The sequence below is a fragment of the Amycolatopsis sp. NPDC104819 genome, assembly GCF_055583145.1.
In genome coordinates this window covers 48,796-65,316 of record NZ_JBVJON010000021.1, presented here as the reverse complement: position 1 = coordinate 65,316, position 16,521 = coordinate 48,796, and the positions used below count along the sequence as shown (strand labels likewise).

The 16,521-nt window shown below is 69.9% G+C and carries 12 protein-coding genes; 3 read left to right on the top strand and 9 right to left on the bottom strand.

Translation table 11 applies throughout. From position 1 onward, the window contains the following. Positions 1-108 precede the first annotated feature (108 nt). On the top strand, positions 109-4,038 hold the full coding sequence (eccCa, locus tag ACZ63E_RS42920; RefSeq protein ID WP_465342066.1) for a type VII secretion protein EccCa: 3,930 nt from the start codon (positions 109-111) through the stop codon (positions 4,036-4,038). A gap of 4 nt (positions 4,039-4,042) precedes the next feature. Here the strand turns inward: eccCa and ACZ63E_RS42915 are convergent, their stop codons facing one another. The 7 genes from ACZ63E_RS42915 to ACZ63E_RS42885 form a co-directional block, all read right to left on the bottom strand. After that, a complete protein-coding gene (locus ACZ63E_RS42915) occupies positions 4,043-4,342 on the bottom strand; it encodes a hypothetical protein (RefSeq protein WP_465342064.1) in 300 nt (99 codons plus the stop codon). Positions 4,343-4,345: 3 nt separating this feature from the next. Then, on the bottom strand, positions 4,346-4,978 hold the full coding sequence (locus ACZ63E_RS42910; RefSeq protein WP_465342063.1) for a DUF4190 domain-containing protein: 633 nt from the start codon (positions 4,976-4,978) through the stop codon (positions 4,346-4,348). 55 nt (positions 4,979-5,033) lie between these two features. Continuing rightward, positions 5,034-5,354, bottom strand: a complete 321-nt coding sequence (locus tag ACZ63E_RS42905) for a hypothetical protein (protein ID WP_465342062.1) — start codon at positions 5,352-5,354, stop codon at positions 5,034-5,036. Between the two features lie 20 nt (positions 5,355-5,374). Further along, on the bottom strand, positions 5,375-5,671 hold the full coding sequence (locus ACZ63E_RS42900; RefSeq protein ID WP_465342061.1) for a hypothetical protein: 297 nt from the start codon (positions 5,669-5,671) through the stop codon (positions 5,375-5,377). Next, positions 5,644-6,228: a hypothetical protein gene (locus ACZ63E_RS42895; protein ID WP_465342059.1), complete on the bottom strand. Its 585-nt coding sequence runs from the start codon at positions 6,226-6,228 to the stop codon at positions 5,644-5,646. Before ACZ63E_RS42895 ends, ACZ63E_RS42900 begins: the two co-directional genes overlap by 28 nt. A gap of 273 nt (positions 6,229-6,501) precedes the next feature. Next, positions 6,502-6,858, bottom strand: a complete 357-nt coding sequence (locus ACZ63E_RS42890; protein ID WP_465342057.1) for a hypothetical protein — start codon at positions 6,856-6,858, stop codon at positions 6,502-6,504. Between the two features lie 21 nt (positions 6,859-6,879). After that, positions 6,880-10,950 carry a polymorphic toxin-type HINT domain-containing protein gene (locus ACZ63E_RS42885; RefSeq protein ID WP_465342056.1) on the bottom strand — a complete coding sequence of 1,357 codons (4,071 nt, stop codon included), beginning with the start codon at positions 10,948-10,950 and terminating at the stop codon, positions 6,880-6,882. Between the two features lie 301 nt (positions 10,951-11,251). Between ACZ63E_RS42885 and ACZ63E_RS42880 the strand changes: the two genes are divergently transcribed. Beyond that, positions 11,252-13,630 (top strand): FG-GAP-like repeat-containing protein, encoded by a 2,379-nt coding sequence (locus ACZ63E_RS42880; protein WP_465342054.1) that lies wholly within the window; start codon positions 11,252-11,254, stop codon positions 13,628-13,630. Positions 13,631-13,796: 166 nt separating this feature from the next. After that, positions 13,797-15,542, top strand: coding sequence for an arabinofuranosyltransferase AftB family protein (locus tag ACZ63E_RS42875; RefSeq protein WP_465342053.1), 1,746 nt, complete (start codon positions 13,797-13,799; stop codon positions 15,540-15,542). 7 nt (positions 15,543-15,549) lie between these two features. Here the strand turns inward: ACZ63E_RS42875 and ACZ63E_RS42870 are convergent, their stop codons facing one another. After that, on the bottom strand, positions 15,550-16,032 hold the full coding sequence (locus tag ACZ63E_RS42870) for a nucleotidyltransferase domain-containing protein (protein ID WP_465342052.1): 483 nt from the start codon (positions 16,030-16,032) through the stop codon (positions 15,550-15,552). After that, a complete protein-coding gene (locus tag ACZ63E_RS42865; RefSeq protein WP_465342051.1) occupies positions 16,032-16,475 on the bottom strand; it encodes a YdeI/OmpD-associated family protein in 444 nt (147 codons plus the stop codon). Before ACZ63E_RS42865 ends, ACZ63E_RS42870 begins: the two co-directional genes overlap by 1 nt. Positions 16,476-16,521 lie beyond the last annotated feature (46 nt).

Below are 16,521 nucleotides of genomic sequence, written 5' to 3'. Positions count from 1 at the left end.
CGTAAGTTCGCGCCAGGAAGCGGGCGGACGGCAAAAGTACCCACCGCGAGCGGGCGGTGAGTGGCCAAAATACCGGTCAGAGCATCCCCGAGTCCGGAGCATGTCCCGATGAGCCTGTCGCCCGAACGACCGAGCGAGATCGTGCTGCAGTCCCCGCCGATGCTCCCGAAGAGCTCGTCCGGCGGGATGATGCAGCTGATGATGTTCCTGCCGATGATGCTCGGCATGGGCGCGATGTCGTTCGTCTACATCGGACGCGACGGCGGCGTGATGACCTACATCTTCGGCGCGCTGTTCATCTGCGCCATGGGCGGCATGGTCGTGATGTCGCTGGGCCGCGGCGGCATGGCGAAGAAAGCGCAGATCAACGACGAGCGCCGCGACTACCAGCGGTACCTTTCCGGGCTGCGGGCCCAGGTCCGCGACATCGCCGACGGCCAGCGCGCGGCCATGGTCGCCGTCCAGCCCGACCCGGCGGACCTCTGGGCCTACGTCGAAACCGGGAAGCTGTGGGACCGCCGGCGCACCGACGCGCAGTTCTTGCAGGTGCGCGCGGGGTCCGGGCCGCAGCGGCTGGCGACCCCGCTCAAGGCGCCGCAGACCGTGCCGCTGGAGGACCTGGACCCGGTGTCCTCCACCAGCCTCAAGCACTTCATCCGCACCTACTCGACGGTCGACGGCCTGCCGGTGGCGTTGTCGCTGCGCTCGTTCGCCGCGGTCACCGTGGCCGGCCGGCGCCCGGCCGTGCTCGGCCTGGTGCGGGCGCTGGTGTGCCAGCTCGTCACGTTCCACTCCCCCGGCGACCTGCGTGTCGCGCTGTGCGTGCCGCCGGACCGGCAGCACGACTGGGAGTGGGCGAAGTGGCTGCCGCACGCGACCGCGGCCGGCGCCACGGACGCCGTCGGCTCGCGGCGGCTGGCGGCCGACTCGGCGGCGGGCCTGGCCGAGCTGCTCGGCCCGGACCTCGGCGAACGCCCCGCGTTCAGCCGCCGCGCCGCGGCCGAGCTGGACCTCCCGCACCTGGTGGTCGTCGTCGACGGCGGCAACGCGCACGGCGAACCGCGGCTGATCGGCGAGGACGGGCGGCTCGGCGTCACGGTGATCGAGATCGGGCAGGAGCACCCGCGGACGTACTCGACCGAGCGGCTGCTGAGCCTGCAGACGTCGGCCGACTCCCTCGGGATGGTCGTCGGCGACGCCAGTGAGCAGCGCCTCGGGTTCCTCGGCCGCCCCGACGTCCTCGACCGCGGCGCCGCCGAAGCGCTGGCCCGGATGCTGACGCCGTTGCACACGCCGGCCGCGATCGTCGGCGAGAAGCCGATGTCGGCGACCTTCGGCCTGTCCGGGCTCCTCGGCATCGGCGACCCGCGCGACACCGACACGACCGTGACGTGGGCGCCGCGCGCGGCCCGCGACCGGCTGCGGATCCCGCTCGGCATCAACCCGGAGGGCCGGCCGGTGGAGCTGGACCTCAAGGAGTCGGCCGAAGGCGGGATGGGCCCGCACGGCCTGGTGATCGGCGCGACCGGGTCCGGCAAGTCCGAGCTGCTGCGGACGCTGGTGACCGCGCTGGCCGTGATGCACTCGTCGGAGACGCTGAACCTGGCGCTGATCGACTTCAAGGGCGGCGCGACCTTCGCCGGCATGACGGACCTGCCGCACACCTGCGCCGTGATCACGAACCTGTCCGACGACCTCGCGCTCGTCGACCGCATGGCGGACGCGCTCAACGGCGAGCTGCTGCGGCGGCAGGAGCTCCTGCACGCGGCCGGGAACTACGCGTCGGTGCGGGACTACGAGAAAGCGCGCGCGGACGGCGTCGCGCTCGAGCCGCTGCCGTCGCTGCTGGTGATCATCGACGAGTTCAGCGAGCTGCTGTCGGCGCGGCCGGAGTTCATCGACCTGTTCGTCGCGATCGGCCGGCTGGGGCGCTCGCTCGGCATCCACCTCCTGCTGGCGTCACAACGGCTCGAAGAAGGACGGCTGCGCGGGCTGGACTCCCACCTGTCGTACCGGATCGGCCTGCGGACGTTCTCGGCGTCGGAAAGCCGGACCGTGCTGGGCGTCGCCGACGCCTACCACCTGCCGCCGGTGCCGGGGTCGGCGTACCTGAAGTCCGACACCGACACGCTGATCCGGCTCAAGGCCGCCTACGTTTCGGGTGAGCTGCCGCCGCGCAGCACGGTCGTGCGCGAGGACGGGCAGGAGCTCGGCGTGCTGCCGTTCTCCCTGGCGCCGGTGGAGATCCCGGTGACGACCGAGATCTCGGACGCCCCTGTGGCGCCCGACGGCACCGGCGAGACGATCATCCACGCGATGCTGTCCCGGCTGGAGGGCCGCGGGCCGTCCGCGCACCAGATCTGGCTGCCGCCGCTGAACGAGCCGCCGACCCTGGACCAGCTCCTGCCGCCGCTGGGCGAGGACGCCGCGCGCGGCCTGTGCCCGCTCGGCTGGGGCGGCAACGGCAAGCTGACCGTGCCGGTCGCCCTGGTGGACAAGCCGTTCGAGCAGCGCCGCGACATGCTGTGGGCCGACTTCTCCGGCGCGGGCGGGCACGCGTTGATCGTCGGCGCCCCGCAGACCGGCAAGTCGACGCTGATGAAGGACATCGCGGGCATGCTCGCGCTGACCCACACCCCGGCCGAGGTGCAGTTCTTCGTGCTGGACATGGGCGGTGGCGCGCTGGCGCCGATCTCCGGCCTGCCGCACACGTCCGGCTACGCGACCCGCCGCGACGCGCAGCGCTGCCGCCGGGTCGTCGCCGAGCTGACGACGTTGCTCGAACAGCGTGAGGAGTTCTTCTCCGCCAACGGGATCGAGTCGGTGACGACGTTCCGCCAGCGGCGGGCGGAGTTCACCGAGAGCACCGACGGCCGCGAGTTCGGCGACGTGTTTCTGTTCGTGGACAACTGGACCACGATCCGGCAGGAGTACGAGCAGCTGGAGGAGCAGATCACCGGGCTGGCCGCGCGCGGGCTCGGGTTCGGCATCCACGTGATCGTCTCGCTCAACCAGTGGATCGGCGTCCGCGCGCAGCTGCGTGACGCCATCGGCACCCGCTTCGAGCTGCGGCTCGGCGACCCGATGGACTCCTCCATCGACCGCAAGGTCGCGGTGAACGTCCCGGCCGACCGGCCCGGGCGCGGCATCACCGCGGAGAAGCTCCACTTCCTGGCAGCGCTGCCGCGCATCGACGGCGACCAGCGTCCGGAGACGATCGGCGCCGGCGGCGTCGACCTGACGCGCCGGATCTCCGACGCGTGGAAGGGCCCGCGCGCGCCGAAGGTGCGGCTGCTGCCGCCGGAGGTCCCGCTGGACACGCTGCCCGCGGCCCCGTCCCGGCAGGTCACCCTGGGCATCGCGGAGTCGACGTTGCGCCCGGTGTGCCTGGACTTCGCGGCGGACCCGCACTTCGTGGCCTTCGGCGACGTCGAGTCCGGGAAGTCTTCGCTGCTGCGGGCGATCGCTCGCGGCATCACCTCGGCGTACACGCCGGAGGAGGCGGCGATCATCGTCGCGGACTACCGCCGCGGCCTGCTCGGCGCGGTCTCCGAAGACCACCTGCTGGGCTACGCGGGCGCGGAAGGCAAGCTGACCGAGCTGATCACCGAGTGCGCCACGGCGATGCGCAACCGCCTGCCGGGCCCGTCGGTGACGCCGGAGCAGCTGCGCAACCGCTCGTGGTGGCGCGGCCCGGAGCTGTTCGTGCTGGTGGACGACTACGAGCTGGTGGCCACGGTCGGGCGCAACCCGCTGCAGCCGCTGCTGGAGTTCCTGCCGCAGGCGCGTGACATCGGCCTGCACGTGATCATCGTCCGCGGTTCCGGCGGCGCCGGGCGCGCACTGTTCGAGCCGGTGCTGCAGCGGCTGCGGGAGCTGGGCTCACCGGGGTTGATCATGTCGGGCACGAAGGACGAGGGCGCGCTGCTGGCGGACGTCAAGCCGTCCCCGCAGCCGCCGGGCCGCGGAACGCTGGTGTCGCGGCGGCACGGGACCGGGCTGGTCCAGGTGGCGTGGACCAAACCGGCGGAGTCCTGAGGGGTCAGCCCCGCGCGAGGTCCCTCAGCCCGGCGACGAACTCCTGCGCGGCAGCGCTGTCCGGGAACGCGGCCGCCACGGCCGGCAGCAGCGGGCCGAGGATCAGGTCGAGCACTTCCTGCCGCCGATCGGGTTCGAGGGTGCCGAGGTCGAAGGTGCGGAAGCCGTGCACCGACACGGCACGCAGCTCCTCGGCCAGCTCCCGGTCGGTGACCGCGGCCGCGAGGTAGTCGACGACCCAGTAGTAGACGCCGCTGGAGGCGGACCACAGCCGTCCGTCCGGCAGCACGAGGTTCCCGGACACGGCTCAGCGCACGGGCGCGGTCAGCTCGGCCGCGAAGTGGTAGTAGCAGACCGCGCGGTGCTTGCCCTCGGCCCACCACTGCGACGTCAGCGTCACGACCTGGACGCGGACCTCGGGGACCGGCCGGGCGTCGGCCTGGCAGCGGGCCAGCGTGCGCTGGTAGACCTCGACGATGTCGGGCATCGGGCCGTCGCCGAGCGGGAGCACCTCGAACGCCTCGGCGGTGTGCCGCTCGGTGCAGGACGCCCGCAGCACGTCGACGCCGCCCGAAGCCGCCGGGGACCAGAAGCAGTCGCCGGCCGCGAGGTCGCTGCCGTGGGCCACTCCCTCGGGCAGCCGCTCGCCGGACGCGAGCGCGGCGCGTTGCTGCCACCACGTCGTCCCGGTCGAGATCTGGTAGGTGAGCACGCCCATCCACCCGGCGAAGGCGACCAGGCCACAGATCACCAGCACGCGCCCGCGCTGCCGGTGCTTCCGGATCCGCACGAGCGCGACGACACCGAAGACCGGCGCGAGCAGCCCGCCGAGCAGCCCCGCCACGAGCGTGGCGATGGCGTAACGACTGATCGGCTGACGGCGCAGCTCGGTGCGCATCAGCTCGTCGAAGAGCACAGGATCGTGCTCGGGTGCGGCCATGGTTCCCCCGGGATGAAGTCAGCGGGCAGCGTATACCCGCCCCGGCGCTTCGGGCTCAAGCGGGAGCCTGAACCTCGACATCCTGGCCGAGCTCACTGTCGAAGTACGTGACTCGCCAGTCAGGGCTCACCTGCGCGCGCACCTCTTCCGCCAGGCGGCGGCCCTGGGCGACGAACTCCCGCTTCCGCGCTGCGGACGGAAAGCCGGAGTCTGCCGGGTCGTCACGGTTCAAGGTCGCGGTGTACTCGTCCGCCCAGCGGTTCAGCTCGCCCACCAGAGCCGGGCTCAGCTCCAGCCTCGGATCCGCGGGATCGAGGTTCTCCATTCTCGGTGGAGCGAACGCCCACAACGCCCAGCAGTCGTAGTCCGCCAGCACTCTGAGTGTCTTCTCTACTGTCACCACGAACCCACCGGGTTCGATGCGACAACGAATCCATTGCTCCCGACCACGATACTCAACCGGTACTCCTTGCCCTTGTAGGTGAATTGGTAGATAGGCCGCCCTGTCCCCTTGCCCTGATAGCCGACTATACGACCGGTTGCGGCACCGGTCAGAACGAAGTCACCGACCTGGTCCGGCGCGAAGCCGAGCTGCGCGAAATCGCGGCCGTGGCGAACCAGGATGTGGATCAGGCCGGCATTCGCATTGCCGATCTCGAGAAAAATCAGCTTTCCGTTCGCGTCGAGCTGCATCCCCCAGCAAATCCTCGCGCGAGAAGTTGACACCGCTGAATCGTCAGCTGCTCCAGCAGCCCCGCGTCGAGCAGCGACTGCGGCCGGGACAAAATACCGGTCAACGCCGCCTGAGTCGTCTGGGCGGTAATGCCGGCCTCCTCCATCAGCCCGGCCACCCTGGACGTGATCAACGCATCCCCCGCGGCCAGTGCTATCCATGCAGTGGAGGCGGTGCCTTCGGGAACGATGGAGGCGGCCAGAAGAGCGCAGGGCTCGAAGGCCGCGCACAGAGCGCCACCGACAACCGCAGCCTCTGTGGTAGCCAGCGCGCCGTAGATCACGCCGAGCTCATTGAGGGCCTGAGCCGCCGCCGTGAAGGCCAGGTCGGTGGCGAAAGTCGGACTCGTCTCGGCGGCGAAGCACTGCTGCTGGAATCCGCGCCCCATGTTCTCGGTGTGCCGGCAGAGCCAGTCGTTCTCCAGGACACGCATCGCCTTGTCGGCGTCGGACATCTGCGCGAACTGGATGCATTCGTCATAGCCGATGCCGCCGGGAAGTTTCTTACAGTGATCCAACAGGATCGCGTTGGCTTCTTGCTGCTTCCGCTTGACTGTGGCGAGCGGAAGCAGCCTCGTTCGCAGCGCCTTGTCAGCGCCACCTCCGGCCGCGAAAGCCCTGCTGATCCCGCAGAACGAGGACTTCCGCTGCGGCAGCGATGGATGCGAGCCCGATCAGTGCGCTTGCGCCACGGTGCTGGCGTCGAGACGACGGGCCCCGTGCCGGACACGCGGCGCCAAACGCCGTGTCCCGGCGATCTCGGCCGACGCGCGACGCGTTCACCATACGCCTTAGACAAACAACAGATTATCCCGAACTTCCACTTTAGGCGCCAGCTTTAGTTCCATGTGACCGGCCAACGAATCCGTTTCAAATCGAATACCAATCGACTTGCGATCGCCGCCTCGTTGAAATTCGATCGACGTTGCACCTTCCCGAAACAGATCGAGAATAACCTCCCCCTGCACCTTCCATCGAATTCTGATCGATCGTCCGGCCACATCGTAGGAGAAGTCGACCGAGTTCCGGTCGTCGACTTCGAGCGAAAGCAACCAGGCAGTGGACCCCGGTTCCGCCACGACAGGTTCAGCGCCGAATTTTTCTACAACGTCTTGCACACTCGGCACAACAAGCTCGCGATACACCACTACCTTAACCTCTCCTGTCGCTTACCCACGCAGGATAGCACTCACGAACCGATACGTCCCATCCGGCAGGATCTCCCACGTGCTTTCAACGCCGCGCATTCCATACGGTCCATAAAGAACAGAATTCGCAACGCCGAACCTTCCGAAATCATCGACGTAGGTTCGATCAAACCCTCGGACCGTGGCAGCTTGAAGCTGCTCAGCAACGTAAGCTCGCATCTCGGGAGAGTCTTCGATGCCAATCTTGAGCAACTGCAACATGTTCTGCATAGCGCGCGGGGAATTGTGATCGTCGGCCTTGATGTTCACGTTGAACAGATAGTCAAGCTTTCGCGGGTCCACCAAGCAGTTTGTGTTGTGCACAAGCACAGCACCCGCATTGCCACCGACGTAGTAGGTGTGCAGGTCGGCGACCGAAATATTATACACCTTGGCCTGCTCTTGATGTTCACGAACATCCGAGTCGACGACAGCTTCACCGTTCGTCGTTCGAAGCCGATCTCCGCGCCGGAGGTCCTTCGCATCGACCCACCTTCCGAGGTTCTGAACCCAGAACGGATGATTCGAAGTCGCTTGGATTACTGTCGACGATTCTTGTGCGTCGACAGTAATCGGCGCGATGTTCTTGATCCCCTCGCCGGTGATCAGCCGGGTGACCTGCTCGGGCGAGGGCCTGCCGTCGTGCGGATCCGCCGCGAGGACCAGGTCGCCGACAACAACGTCCTTGATCGGCTTCGCACCACCGTTGGCGAGACGGACCGGAGTATCGCCGGAGAAGCTGTTGGGCGCACACCATGTGAAAGGTTTGTTGAACTCGTTCAGGAAGTTCGGCCCCGACGCCCGCTGCTCGACCAGTTCGTTCTCGACGAAACCACCAACTCGCGCCGTGACGAGAGCGTCACCGGTGGCGATCGCCATCCAGGACGTGAATGCCGTCCCCTCCGGGATGATGGATGCGGCGAGCAACCCACACGGCTCGAACGCAGCGCACAACGCACCACCGAGCAACGCCGTTTCGGTGGTGGCCAGCGCGCCGTAGATCGCGCCGAGCTCGTTGAGGGCCTGAGCCGCCGCGGTGAAGGCCAGGTCGGTGGCGAAAGTCGGACTCGTCTCGGCGGCGAAGCACTGCTGCTGGAATCCGCGGCCCATGTTCTCGGTGTGCCGGCAGAGCCAGTCGTTCTCCAGGACACGCATCGCCTTGTCGGCGTCGGACATCTGCGCGAACTGGATGCATTCGTCGTAGCCGATGCCGCCGGGGAGGCTCTTGCAGTGCAGCAGCAGGATCCCGTTCGCTTCCTCCTGCTTCCGCTTCACGGTGGCCAGCGCCGCGGACACTGCGTCGTTCGCCGCCGTCTTCGCCTTCTCGACGCTGTCTCCCGCCGCCAAGGCGCTCTTGAACGCGTCGCGCGCCGAGCCGTAGGCGTCCGCGGCCATGCGTGCGGCGAAGTTCGCCGAGGAGTTCGCCCACGCCGCCGACAGCGCGGCACTGCGTGACGACTTCTGTGCGTTCGCCGCGGCGGTGTTGGCGGTCGCTGCGGAATGCGCCGCGCGGGTGGCGGCGTCCTGGGCGGCCAGAGCCGATTCGTGAGCCTGCTGTGCGCTGGCCGCAGCCCGCTGCCGATCGGTTTCGGCTTGCGTGGCGTAGCCGGCGGCTTCGGCAGCGGCGCCGCGCGCCGTGGCGGCCACCTGCTGTGCGAGATCGGCGTTCTGCGTCGCGGTCTGCGCGGACTGCATCGCCTGGGCGAGGTAGCCGGTGACCTGGGCGTCATGGGCGGCGGCGTCCTGGTCCTGCTGGGCCGCGGTGTACTGCCCGGACACCAGGAAGTCGCTGACCATGGCCGGGGTGCCGTCGAGCGCGATCTGCGCCGCTGCCTTCAGCTGGGGGCCGCTGGTGGCGGCGGCCAGGATCTGGTTGGCCTTGATCCGGTCGTCGTTGACCGCGGCGCCGGTCTTTCCGGAGTCGAGGAACTGCCGCAGCGCCTGGTCGGTGTCGGCGTCCAGGGCCTTCTGCGCGGCAGCCTGCGTCGCGAAGTTCCCGGCCTGCTGAGCGGCGGCGAGGATGCGGTCCACCGCGATCCGGTCGTCGAGCTCGCGGTTCGGGTAGTCCTGGCTGCGCAGGAAGGCCTGGACGTCGGCATCGGTTCCGGCGAGAGCGGCGTCTGCGGCCTTCTTGAACCCGTCGGTTCCCGTCCGTTCGAGGTTGGCCAAGGTGACGCGGTCGTCCTGGCCGGCGGCAAGGACCAGGCCGGTGCGGACGAAGTCCATCGCGATGACGTCAGGACCCGCGAGCGCGTTCTGCGCCGCGGCTTGCGTCCACGAGCCACCGCTGGTGGCCAGAGCCAGAGCTGCCTTGCGGGCGTAGGCCAAGGCGAGAGCGGCGTTGGTGCCGGGGGCGTTCGCTTCGGTGATCAGCCGGTTCGTCTCGGCCGTCCGGAGATCGGTCTGGGTCTTGTTCCAGCGGTCGGCGACCGACATCTGGTCGGCAACGGCGCCCAGGCGCAGCGCGAGTTCGTCGTCGCGGTCGGTTTCGGCGGCGAGGCGGGCCGCGTCGGCGGTCCGGGCGGCGTCGTAGACGGTCTTGGCCTGGTTGGCCGCGGTGATGGCCGCCTGCGCCGCCTGGGTCGCCGCGTTCGCGTGGGTCGTGGCGAGGTTGGCGGCCTCGGTGGCGTTGTGGGAGTGGTTTGCGGCGTCGAGGGCGGCCGCTGCGGCGGCGTCCGCGTCGGTGGCGGCCCGCTCCGCGGCGGCTTGCGCCGAGTAGGCGGCAGTGGCCGCAGTGTCGGCGAACGCCGAGGCAGCCTGGGCGGCGCGGGTCGCGCGAGCGGCGTTCGCGGCCGCACTGGCCGCGGCCTGCCGCGCCCGGGCGGCTTCGGCCTTAGCGACCGAGGAGTTCTTGCTGGCGGCTTCGGCCGCGCGAGCCGCGGCCGCGGCGTTGTTCCCCGCCGACCCGGCCGCGGAGATCGCGTTCTTGGCCGCGGTGACGGCGTCGCCGGCGGATTTGGCCGCCGCGGCGGCGTCACGGGCACCTCGAGCGGCGTCGCGCGCCGTCTCAGCGGCCTGGCGAGCGGTGTCCGCGTTCTTCGCGTCGGTGGCCGCGGCGGAAGCGGAGTTGTACGCCTGGGACGCTGCCTGTCCCGCCTTGGTCGCCGCGGTCGCCGCGCGGGTGGCCGCACCGGACGCGACACGCGCGGCGACGCTGGCGGCGTTCGCCGCGCCGACCGCCTCCCGAGCGGCCGAGGCGGCCTTGTCGGCGGCGTCGGCCGCCTGCACGGCCGCGGCGGAGGCGGCGGTCGCGTCGTTGTGCGCGTTCGCGCTCGCGGTGGCCGCCGCCTCGGCTGCCTGCTTGGCCAGCTGCGCCTCGGTGACCGCGCGGGCCGAGGCGTCCTTGGACGCTTGAGTTTCCCGTGCCGCCTCTTCACCGGCGTCCTTGGCCGCGCCGGCCAGCTGCGCGATCGTGGACGTCTCCAGGTCGCGCGCTTCGGCGATCTCGCGATCGTGGGTGAGGAACTGGGCGTAAGCCTGCGTGGTGTCGGCGTCGAGCGCCCGCTGGGCGGCCGCGCGGGTCTCGGGTCCTCCGACCGCGAGAGCCTGGTCCACCCGGATCCGCTGGTCCAGCGCGTACGGCTGCTTCCACCCGGTGTCGAGGAAGTCGTCCAGAGCCTCGTCGGTGTCGGCGTCCAAGGCCACCTGCGCGGCCTTCTGCAGCTGAGGCCCGCCGACGGCGAACATCTGGTCGACGCGGATCCGCCGGTCCTGGCTCGACGGGAGCTGCCAGCCCGACGCCAGGAAAGCGCCGATCGCCGTGTCATCGGTCGCGTCGAGCGCCTGCTGGGCGGCGTGCTGGACGGTCGGACCGCCGGAGGCCAGCATCTGGTTCACGCTGATCCGGTCGTCGACCTTCCGGTCCTGCGGCAGTTTCACGGTCAGGAACGCCGTGATGTCCGTGTCGGTGCCGACCAGCGCGCTCGCCGCGTCGGCCTTCACCGTCGGGCCACCCAGGCGCCACAGCTGCACGACCCGGTCCCGGTCGGTCATCGGCTGAGGCGGCGTGCCCGGCGGCTCGGAGTCGGCCAGGGCGGCCGGCGCGGTCAGCATGGCCGCGAAGAGCGTGATGACCAGCACGACCAGACTGACGGCTGTCCGGCCGGTTTCTCGGCGCACGAACATCACCCAGTTCCCCCTCAATCGAATGCGGTTCATGCCGCCGAATGGCGTACTCGACCCCCGACGCGGCTACGCAAGAAAGCGACCGCGTCGTACACGCTATCCACCCGTCTACGGCCGGAAAATATGGTCTAGATCACTTCCGTTTCTGGTAAAGAATCGACCTTTGTGCCCGATAGGTCTGGCGGTGCATGCTGCGAAAAGTCGCACGTAACAGACAGATCGGACATCGATGAGAACGCGATCGAAGGCCCTGCCGACTATCGTTGCCGCGCTCGTGGCCACGACGTTCATCGGCACAGCGGTTCCCGCCGCGGCAGCGGATCAGCAGACCGCCCCGCTGGAGGACTTCGCCTATCCCGGCGCGGCCGACATCCTCGCGAACAAGGGAATCACCCTGATTTCGGGGGACGGACACCTGATTTTGGTGGATTGCACAACACCACCCGACGGAAATCTCGGTTTGATCCGCGTGCGGACGACCGACGACCCGGTGACCACTCCGAACAAGACCATCTGTTTCAAGGCTTTGGCGCCCACCGCGCAGCTTTCGCTGAAGGTGCCCGCCGTCTTCGAGATTCGCGGCGACGGCCAAGTCTCGGGAGCGGGACACCAAGCGACCGCGGACCTGACCACGGACACGGGCCAGCACTCCACCGTGACGGTGAACCCGAGCGGGAACACCCCCGTCGGAGTCGGCGCGAACCCCACGGGCCAGCCGACGACCCTGCTCCAGCTCGTCGTCACCGGCGTCCTGCCCGGCTCGTCGGAGCCCACGGACCCCGGCGGCGACGGCACGCCCGGCTCGGCCGCGAAGATCTCCGCTGACGGCCGCGCGTGCAGCGGAGTGCTCGTCGAGCCCACGCTCGTCCTGACCGCGGCGAGCTGCTTTCCCGAGAACCCCCAGGGCGGGACGCCGGCCAAGCCGGCCACCGTCACCGTCGGGCGCCCCGATCTGTCCGGGACCGGCGGACACGTCGCCAAGGTGACCAGCCTGACCACCCGGTCGGACCGCGATGTCGCGCTGGCCCGCATCGACACCACGATCACGGACGTGACGCCGCCGGCCCTGCCGGCGACCGCGGGAGCCCCTGGCACGGCGGAGAACCTGTCAGTCGCAGGGTGGGGACGCACGGCGGACGAATGGGTCCCCAACCATGTCCACGTCGCGGCCTTCACCGCGCCGTCCAGCACCTCGAGCACCCTGGCATTGACCGGCGCCAACGGCGCGGACGCTTGCCGGGGTGACGCCGGCGCGCCGGTCTTCCGCCCCAACGGCACGGTGGCCGGTGTGGTCAGCACGTCCTGGCAGCACGGCTGCCTCGCCGAGACCGAAACCCGGCAGGGCACGACCGCCGCCCGGGTCGACGACCTCAGCGGCTGGATCCGCGGCCAGGCGATCATCGGCACCGCCAAGGCTGTCGGGCACGGCGTCACGCTCTCCTGGACTCCGCTGGCCGCCTCCGACGATGCCACCTACTCCATCTATGCCAGCTCGGCCGGCCCCGCGACCGCCAGCGCGACCCAGCTGATCGGCACGACGAAGGCCGCCACGTTCGTCCATTCGGCCACCGCCCGCAAGACGTGGTCGTACCTCGTCGTCGCCTCGGGCGGCGCAGCCGGCCCGCAGTTCTCCGCCACCACCGGCGCGCGGTCGCTGACCGACTTCACCGGTGACGGCAAGGCCGACATAGCCACCTTCACCCGCGGCTCGGCCGGAGACGTCTTCGTGGCGGCCTCGGACGGCACGAAGTTCAACGGCACCAGCGCCCTGTGGCACGACCGGTTCTCCGTGGGCAGCGAAATCCCGCTGTCGGGCGACTTCAACGGTGACGGCAAGGCGGACGTCGCGACGTTCAGCCGTGGGAGCACCGGCGACGTCTACGTCGCCCTTTCCGACGGAACGAAGTTCGACGGCAACGGCGTGCTGTGGCACGACTACTTCGCCGCCAACAGTGAGATCCCCGCGGTCGGCGACTTCAACGGCGACGGCAAGGACGACATCGCCACCTTCACCCTGGGCACCGCGGGCGACGTGTATGTGGCACTTTCCGACGGAACCAAGTTCGGCGCGAGCTCGATCTGGCACGGCGACTTCGGCTACGGCAGCGAACAGCCCTACGTCGGGGACTTCAACGGCGACGGCAAGGACGACATCGCCGTGTTCACCCGCGGCAGCGGCGGCGACGTCTACGTGGCTCTTTCGGACGGCACCAAGTTCGTCGGCAACGGCGTGAAGTGGCACGACAACTTCGCCTTCAACAGCGAGATCCCCGCCATCGGGGACTTCAACGGCGACGGCAAGGACGACGTCGCGGTCTTCACCCGAGGCACCGCCGGCGACGTCTTCGTCGCGCTGTCCGACGGCACCAAGTTCACCGGCGTCTCGGTGAAGTGGCACGAGTACCTGGCGGCCAACGACGAGATCCCCGCCACCGGGGACTTCAACGGCGACGGCAAAGCGGACATAGCCACCTTTACGCGCGGCACCGCCGGTGACGTCTACGTGGCGCTCTCCGACGGCGCCAAGTTCGGAACCAGCTCGCCTTGGCACGCGAACTTCGCGTTCAACACCGAGGTCCCGCTGCCGAGAGCGATCGCGATCCTGTAGCCGACGGTCGGACGGGCCCGGCGCCGGGGAACTCCCCGGAACCGGGCCCGTTTGCGGTTGCTAGGCTCCAGGACCGGCAGATGATCACCGTCGGCCCCGTTACCAGCTGATCCCCGCCTCCGGCGCAGCGCCGATGGTGCCCCCGGCCACGAGGAGCCTTCCCGAGATGAGCACGGCCGTCGCCGGCGGAGCAGCCACCCCGCTCGTCGAGCGTTCCGCCGGCAGCCGCGCGCGGTTCGCGAACTGGCTGGCGCTCGGGATCACGGTCGCGGTGTTCGCCGTCCTGGCCTGGAACCGGCGCTGGATGAGCGACGACGGCATGATCGTCCTGCGGACCGTCCGGCAGATCCTCGCCGGGAACGGGCCCGTTTTCAACGCCGGCGAACGTGTCGAGTCCAACACCAGCACCCTGTGGACCTACCTGCTGGTCGCGTTCGGCTGGATCCCCGGGATCCGGCTCGAATGGCTCGCGGTGATCCTGGGTCTGCTCTGCTCCGTCGGCGGTCTGCTGCTCGCCGTCGACGGCACCCGCCGCCTGGTCGCCGCCACACGCACCACGCTCGTGGCCCCCGCCGGGGTCCTCGTGCTCATCGCGCTGCCGCCGTTTCGCGACTTCGCGACCTCCGGCCTGGAGACCGGCCTGATCACCCTGTGGCTGGGCACGGCCTGGTGGCTGCTCGTCCGCCACGCGCGTCGCATGCCCGCCTGTCCGGTGCCGGTCACCGCGCTCGTGATCGGCCTTGGTGTGCTGGTCCGGCCCGATCTGGCTTTGTTCAGCGTCTTCGCCGGAGCCGGCCTGCTGATGCTGGAGTGGCAGAACTGGCGCCGAGCCCTGCTGTGGGTTGCCGCCGCCGCGGCCCTGCCGATCGCCTACCAGCTCTTCCGGATGGGCTACTACGGCCTGCTCACCCCCAACACGGCCCTGGTCAAGGAGGCTTCCGACGCGCTGTGGAGCCGCGGCTGGGCCTACCTGACCGACCTCGCGACGCCCTACCACCTGTGGATTCCCGCGCTCCTGTGCGCGGTGCTCGGCGGGTTCGGCCTCTGGCGGACCCGGGCAGATCGGGCGACCACGATCGTCGTGGCCGTGCCTCTGTGCGGCGCGATCGCCCTGGCCCTCTACGTCGTTCGTGTCGGGGGCGACTTCATGCACGGCCGGATGTTGCTGCCCGCGCTCTTCAGCTTGCTGCTCCCGGTCATGGTCGTCCGGCTCACCAAGGCCACCGTGCTGCCCGTTGTCGCTCTCGCCGTCTGGGCTGTGGTCGCCGCCGGCTGGCTACGCACCGGATACGCCGGTCTGGCCGATCCCATGGACCAGACCTCGGGCATCAACGACGAACGGGCCTCCTACGTCATCGCCAGTCATCACGAGCACCCCATCCTCGCCGAAGACTTCGACGAGTTCACCGCGTTCGCCGACCCGATCAACGCCATGATCGCCACCGGCCAGGAACCGGCTGTCCTCGTCCAGAACAAGGAAGGCGTCTGGCACCGGTACCCGACGACCAACCACCGCACCGTCGCGAACTTCTTCAACATCGGCGGCCCCGGGCTGCTCCTGCCGTTGGACATGTGGGTCCACGACCCGATCGGCCTGGCCAACCCGGTCGCCGCCCACACCACGCCCTACCCCGGCCGCCGCGTCGGCCACAGCAAGTACGCCGGCAACCCGTGGGAAGTCGCTGAACTGAGCAGCGAAACGCCCGCCGAGCTGGCCAGGAACGGCGACTTCACCGTACCCAGCATCGAGGCCATCCGCGGCATCTTCGCCTGCCCGCCCAACCGGGAAATGCTCGACTCGGTCCGCGCGCCCCTGACCGCCGGACGCTTCTGGCAGAACGTCGTCCACGCTGCCGCCCGCACCGGCCTGCGCTACGACTACGACCCGCGCCACGCCCAGCGCTGCGGCTGACCCACGATCAGAAATGCGTGGCCACGCCGAAGGCCTCACGGAGGTGCCCCATGTCCGCGAGGTCGTGCGGCCGCGGCTCGTACCCCTGGTGGAAGAAGACCTGCTGCGCCACGGACACGCACGGCACCTCGGCGCCGTCGATCCGCCCGGTGACAAAACAGTCCGCGGGATAGGGGAAAGCCGCGCCGTTGTCGTCGGCTGCCTGCGTGGCGGAACCGTCGTGAGCGAAGACGAGCGGGTGCAGGTCCAGCTCGGTGCGGCCGTCGGAGAGGACGAACCGGACCGGGCGCAGGTCGAGGGTTTCGCGGTAGCCCAGCGCGCCGAGCCGCGTCAGGACGGCGGGCTCTTCCTCGAGGCGGTGCAGCAGGTCCAGGTCGCGGTGTTCGCGCGTCTGACGTCCCAGCAGGGCGTCGACGCCCCAGCCGCCGGCCAGCCACACCCGGGCCGGGGCCAGTGCCGCGAGCACCCGCCGGACCGTGCGGGCGTCCATCACTTCCCGGCGCGCAGGTCCGTGATCACCTTGGCGACCCGGCGCTGCCGCGTCTCCTCGGTCTTCGCCTGGCCGATCGGCAGCACGAACCGCTGTTTCCCGCTGTAGGACAGGCTTTCGAACCGGGCCTGGGCGGCCGGGTCGGCGGCGAGGGCCGCCGCCAGGTCGGGCGGGATCTCCAGCTCGCGCGGCGCGGTGTCGAGGACGATCGCCACGTCGACGTCGTCCCCGGCGGCAACCCCGGCCTTCTCGCGGTTCTCGGCGCTCAAGGGGACGAGGTACTGCCCGCCGCGGCTCGCGACCGTCGTGCGGTAGCTGTGGCCGCCGAGTGTCACCGTGACGGCGGGCTTCTTGCCGGCTCCGAGCGCCTCGACGACGTTGTCCGGCACCGGCAGGCCGGTCGCCGTCTTGCCGCCGAGCAGGACCGTCGTGCGGAACTCCATGGGGCGAGTATGCCCCGTGCCGGCCTCCCGGGCGGTGAGGCCGGCA

What these genes read in the sequence shown, in the direction of transcription:
- eccCa (WP_465342066.1), top strand. Translation starts at nt 109, where the DNA reads ATGAGCCTGTCGCCCGAACGACCGAGCGAGATCGTGCTGCAGTCCCCG.
- ACZ63E_RS42910 (WP_465342063.1), bottom strand. Translation starts at nt 4,978, where the DNA reads ATGGCCGCACCCGAGCACGATCCTGTGCTCTTCGACGAGCTGATGCGC.
- ACZ63E_RS42900 (WP_465342061.1), bottom strand. Translation starts at nt 5,671, where the DNA reads ATGCAGCTCGACGCGAACGGAAAGCTGATTTTTCTCGAGATCGGCAAT.
- ACZ63E_RS42885 (WP_465342056.1), bottom strand. Translation starts at nt 10,950, where the DNA reads ATGCTGACCGCGCCGGCCGCCCTGGCCGACTCCGAGCCGCCGGGCACG.
- ACZ63E_RS42880 (WP_465342054.1), top strand. Translation starts at nt 11,252, where the DNA reads ATGAGAACGCGATCGAAGGCCCTGCCGACTATCGTTGCCGCGCTCGTG.
- ACZ63E_RS42875 (WP_465342053.1), top strand. Translation starts at nt 13,797, where the DNA reads ATGAGCACGGCCGTCGCCGGCGGAGCAGCCACCCCGCTCGTCGAGCGT.
- ACZ63E_RS42870 (WP_465342052.1), bottom strand. Translation starts at nt 16,032, where the DNA reads ATGGACGCCCGCACGGTCCGGCGGGTGCTCGCGGCACTGGCCCCGGCC.
- ACZ63E_RS42865 (WP_465342051.1), bottom strand. Translation starts at nt 16,475, where the DNA reads ATGGAGTTCCGCACGACGGTCCTGCTCGGCGGCAAGACGGCGACCGGC.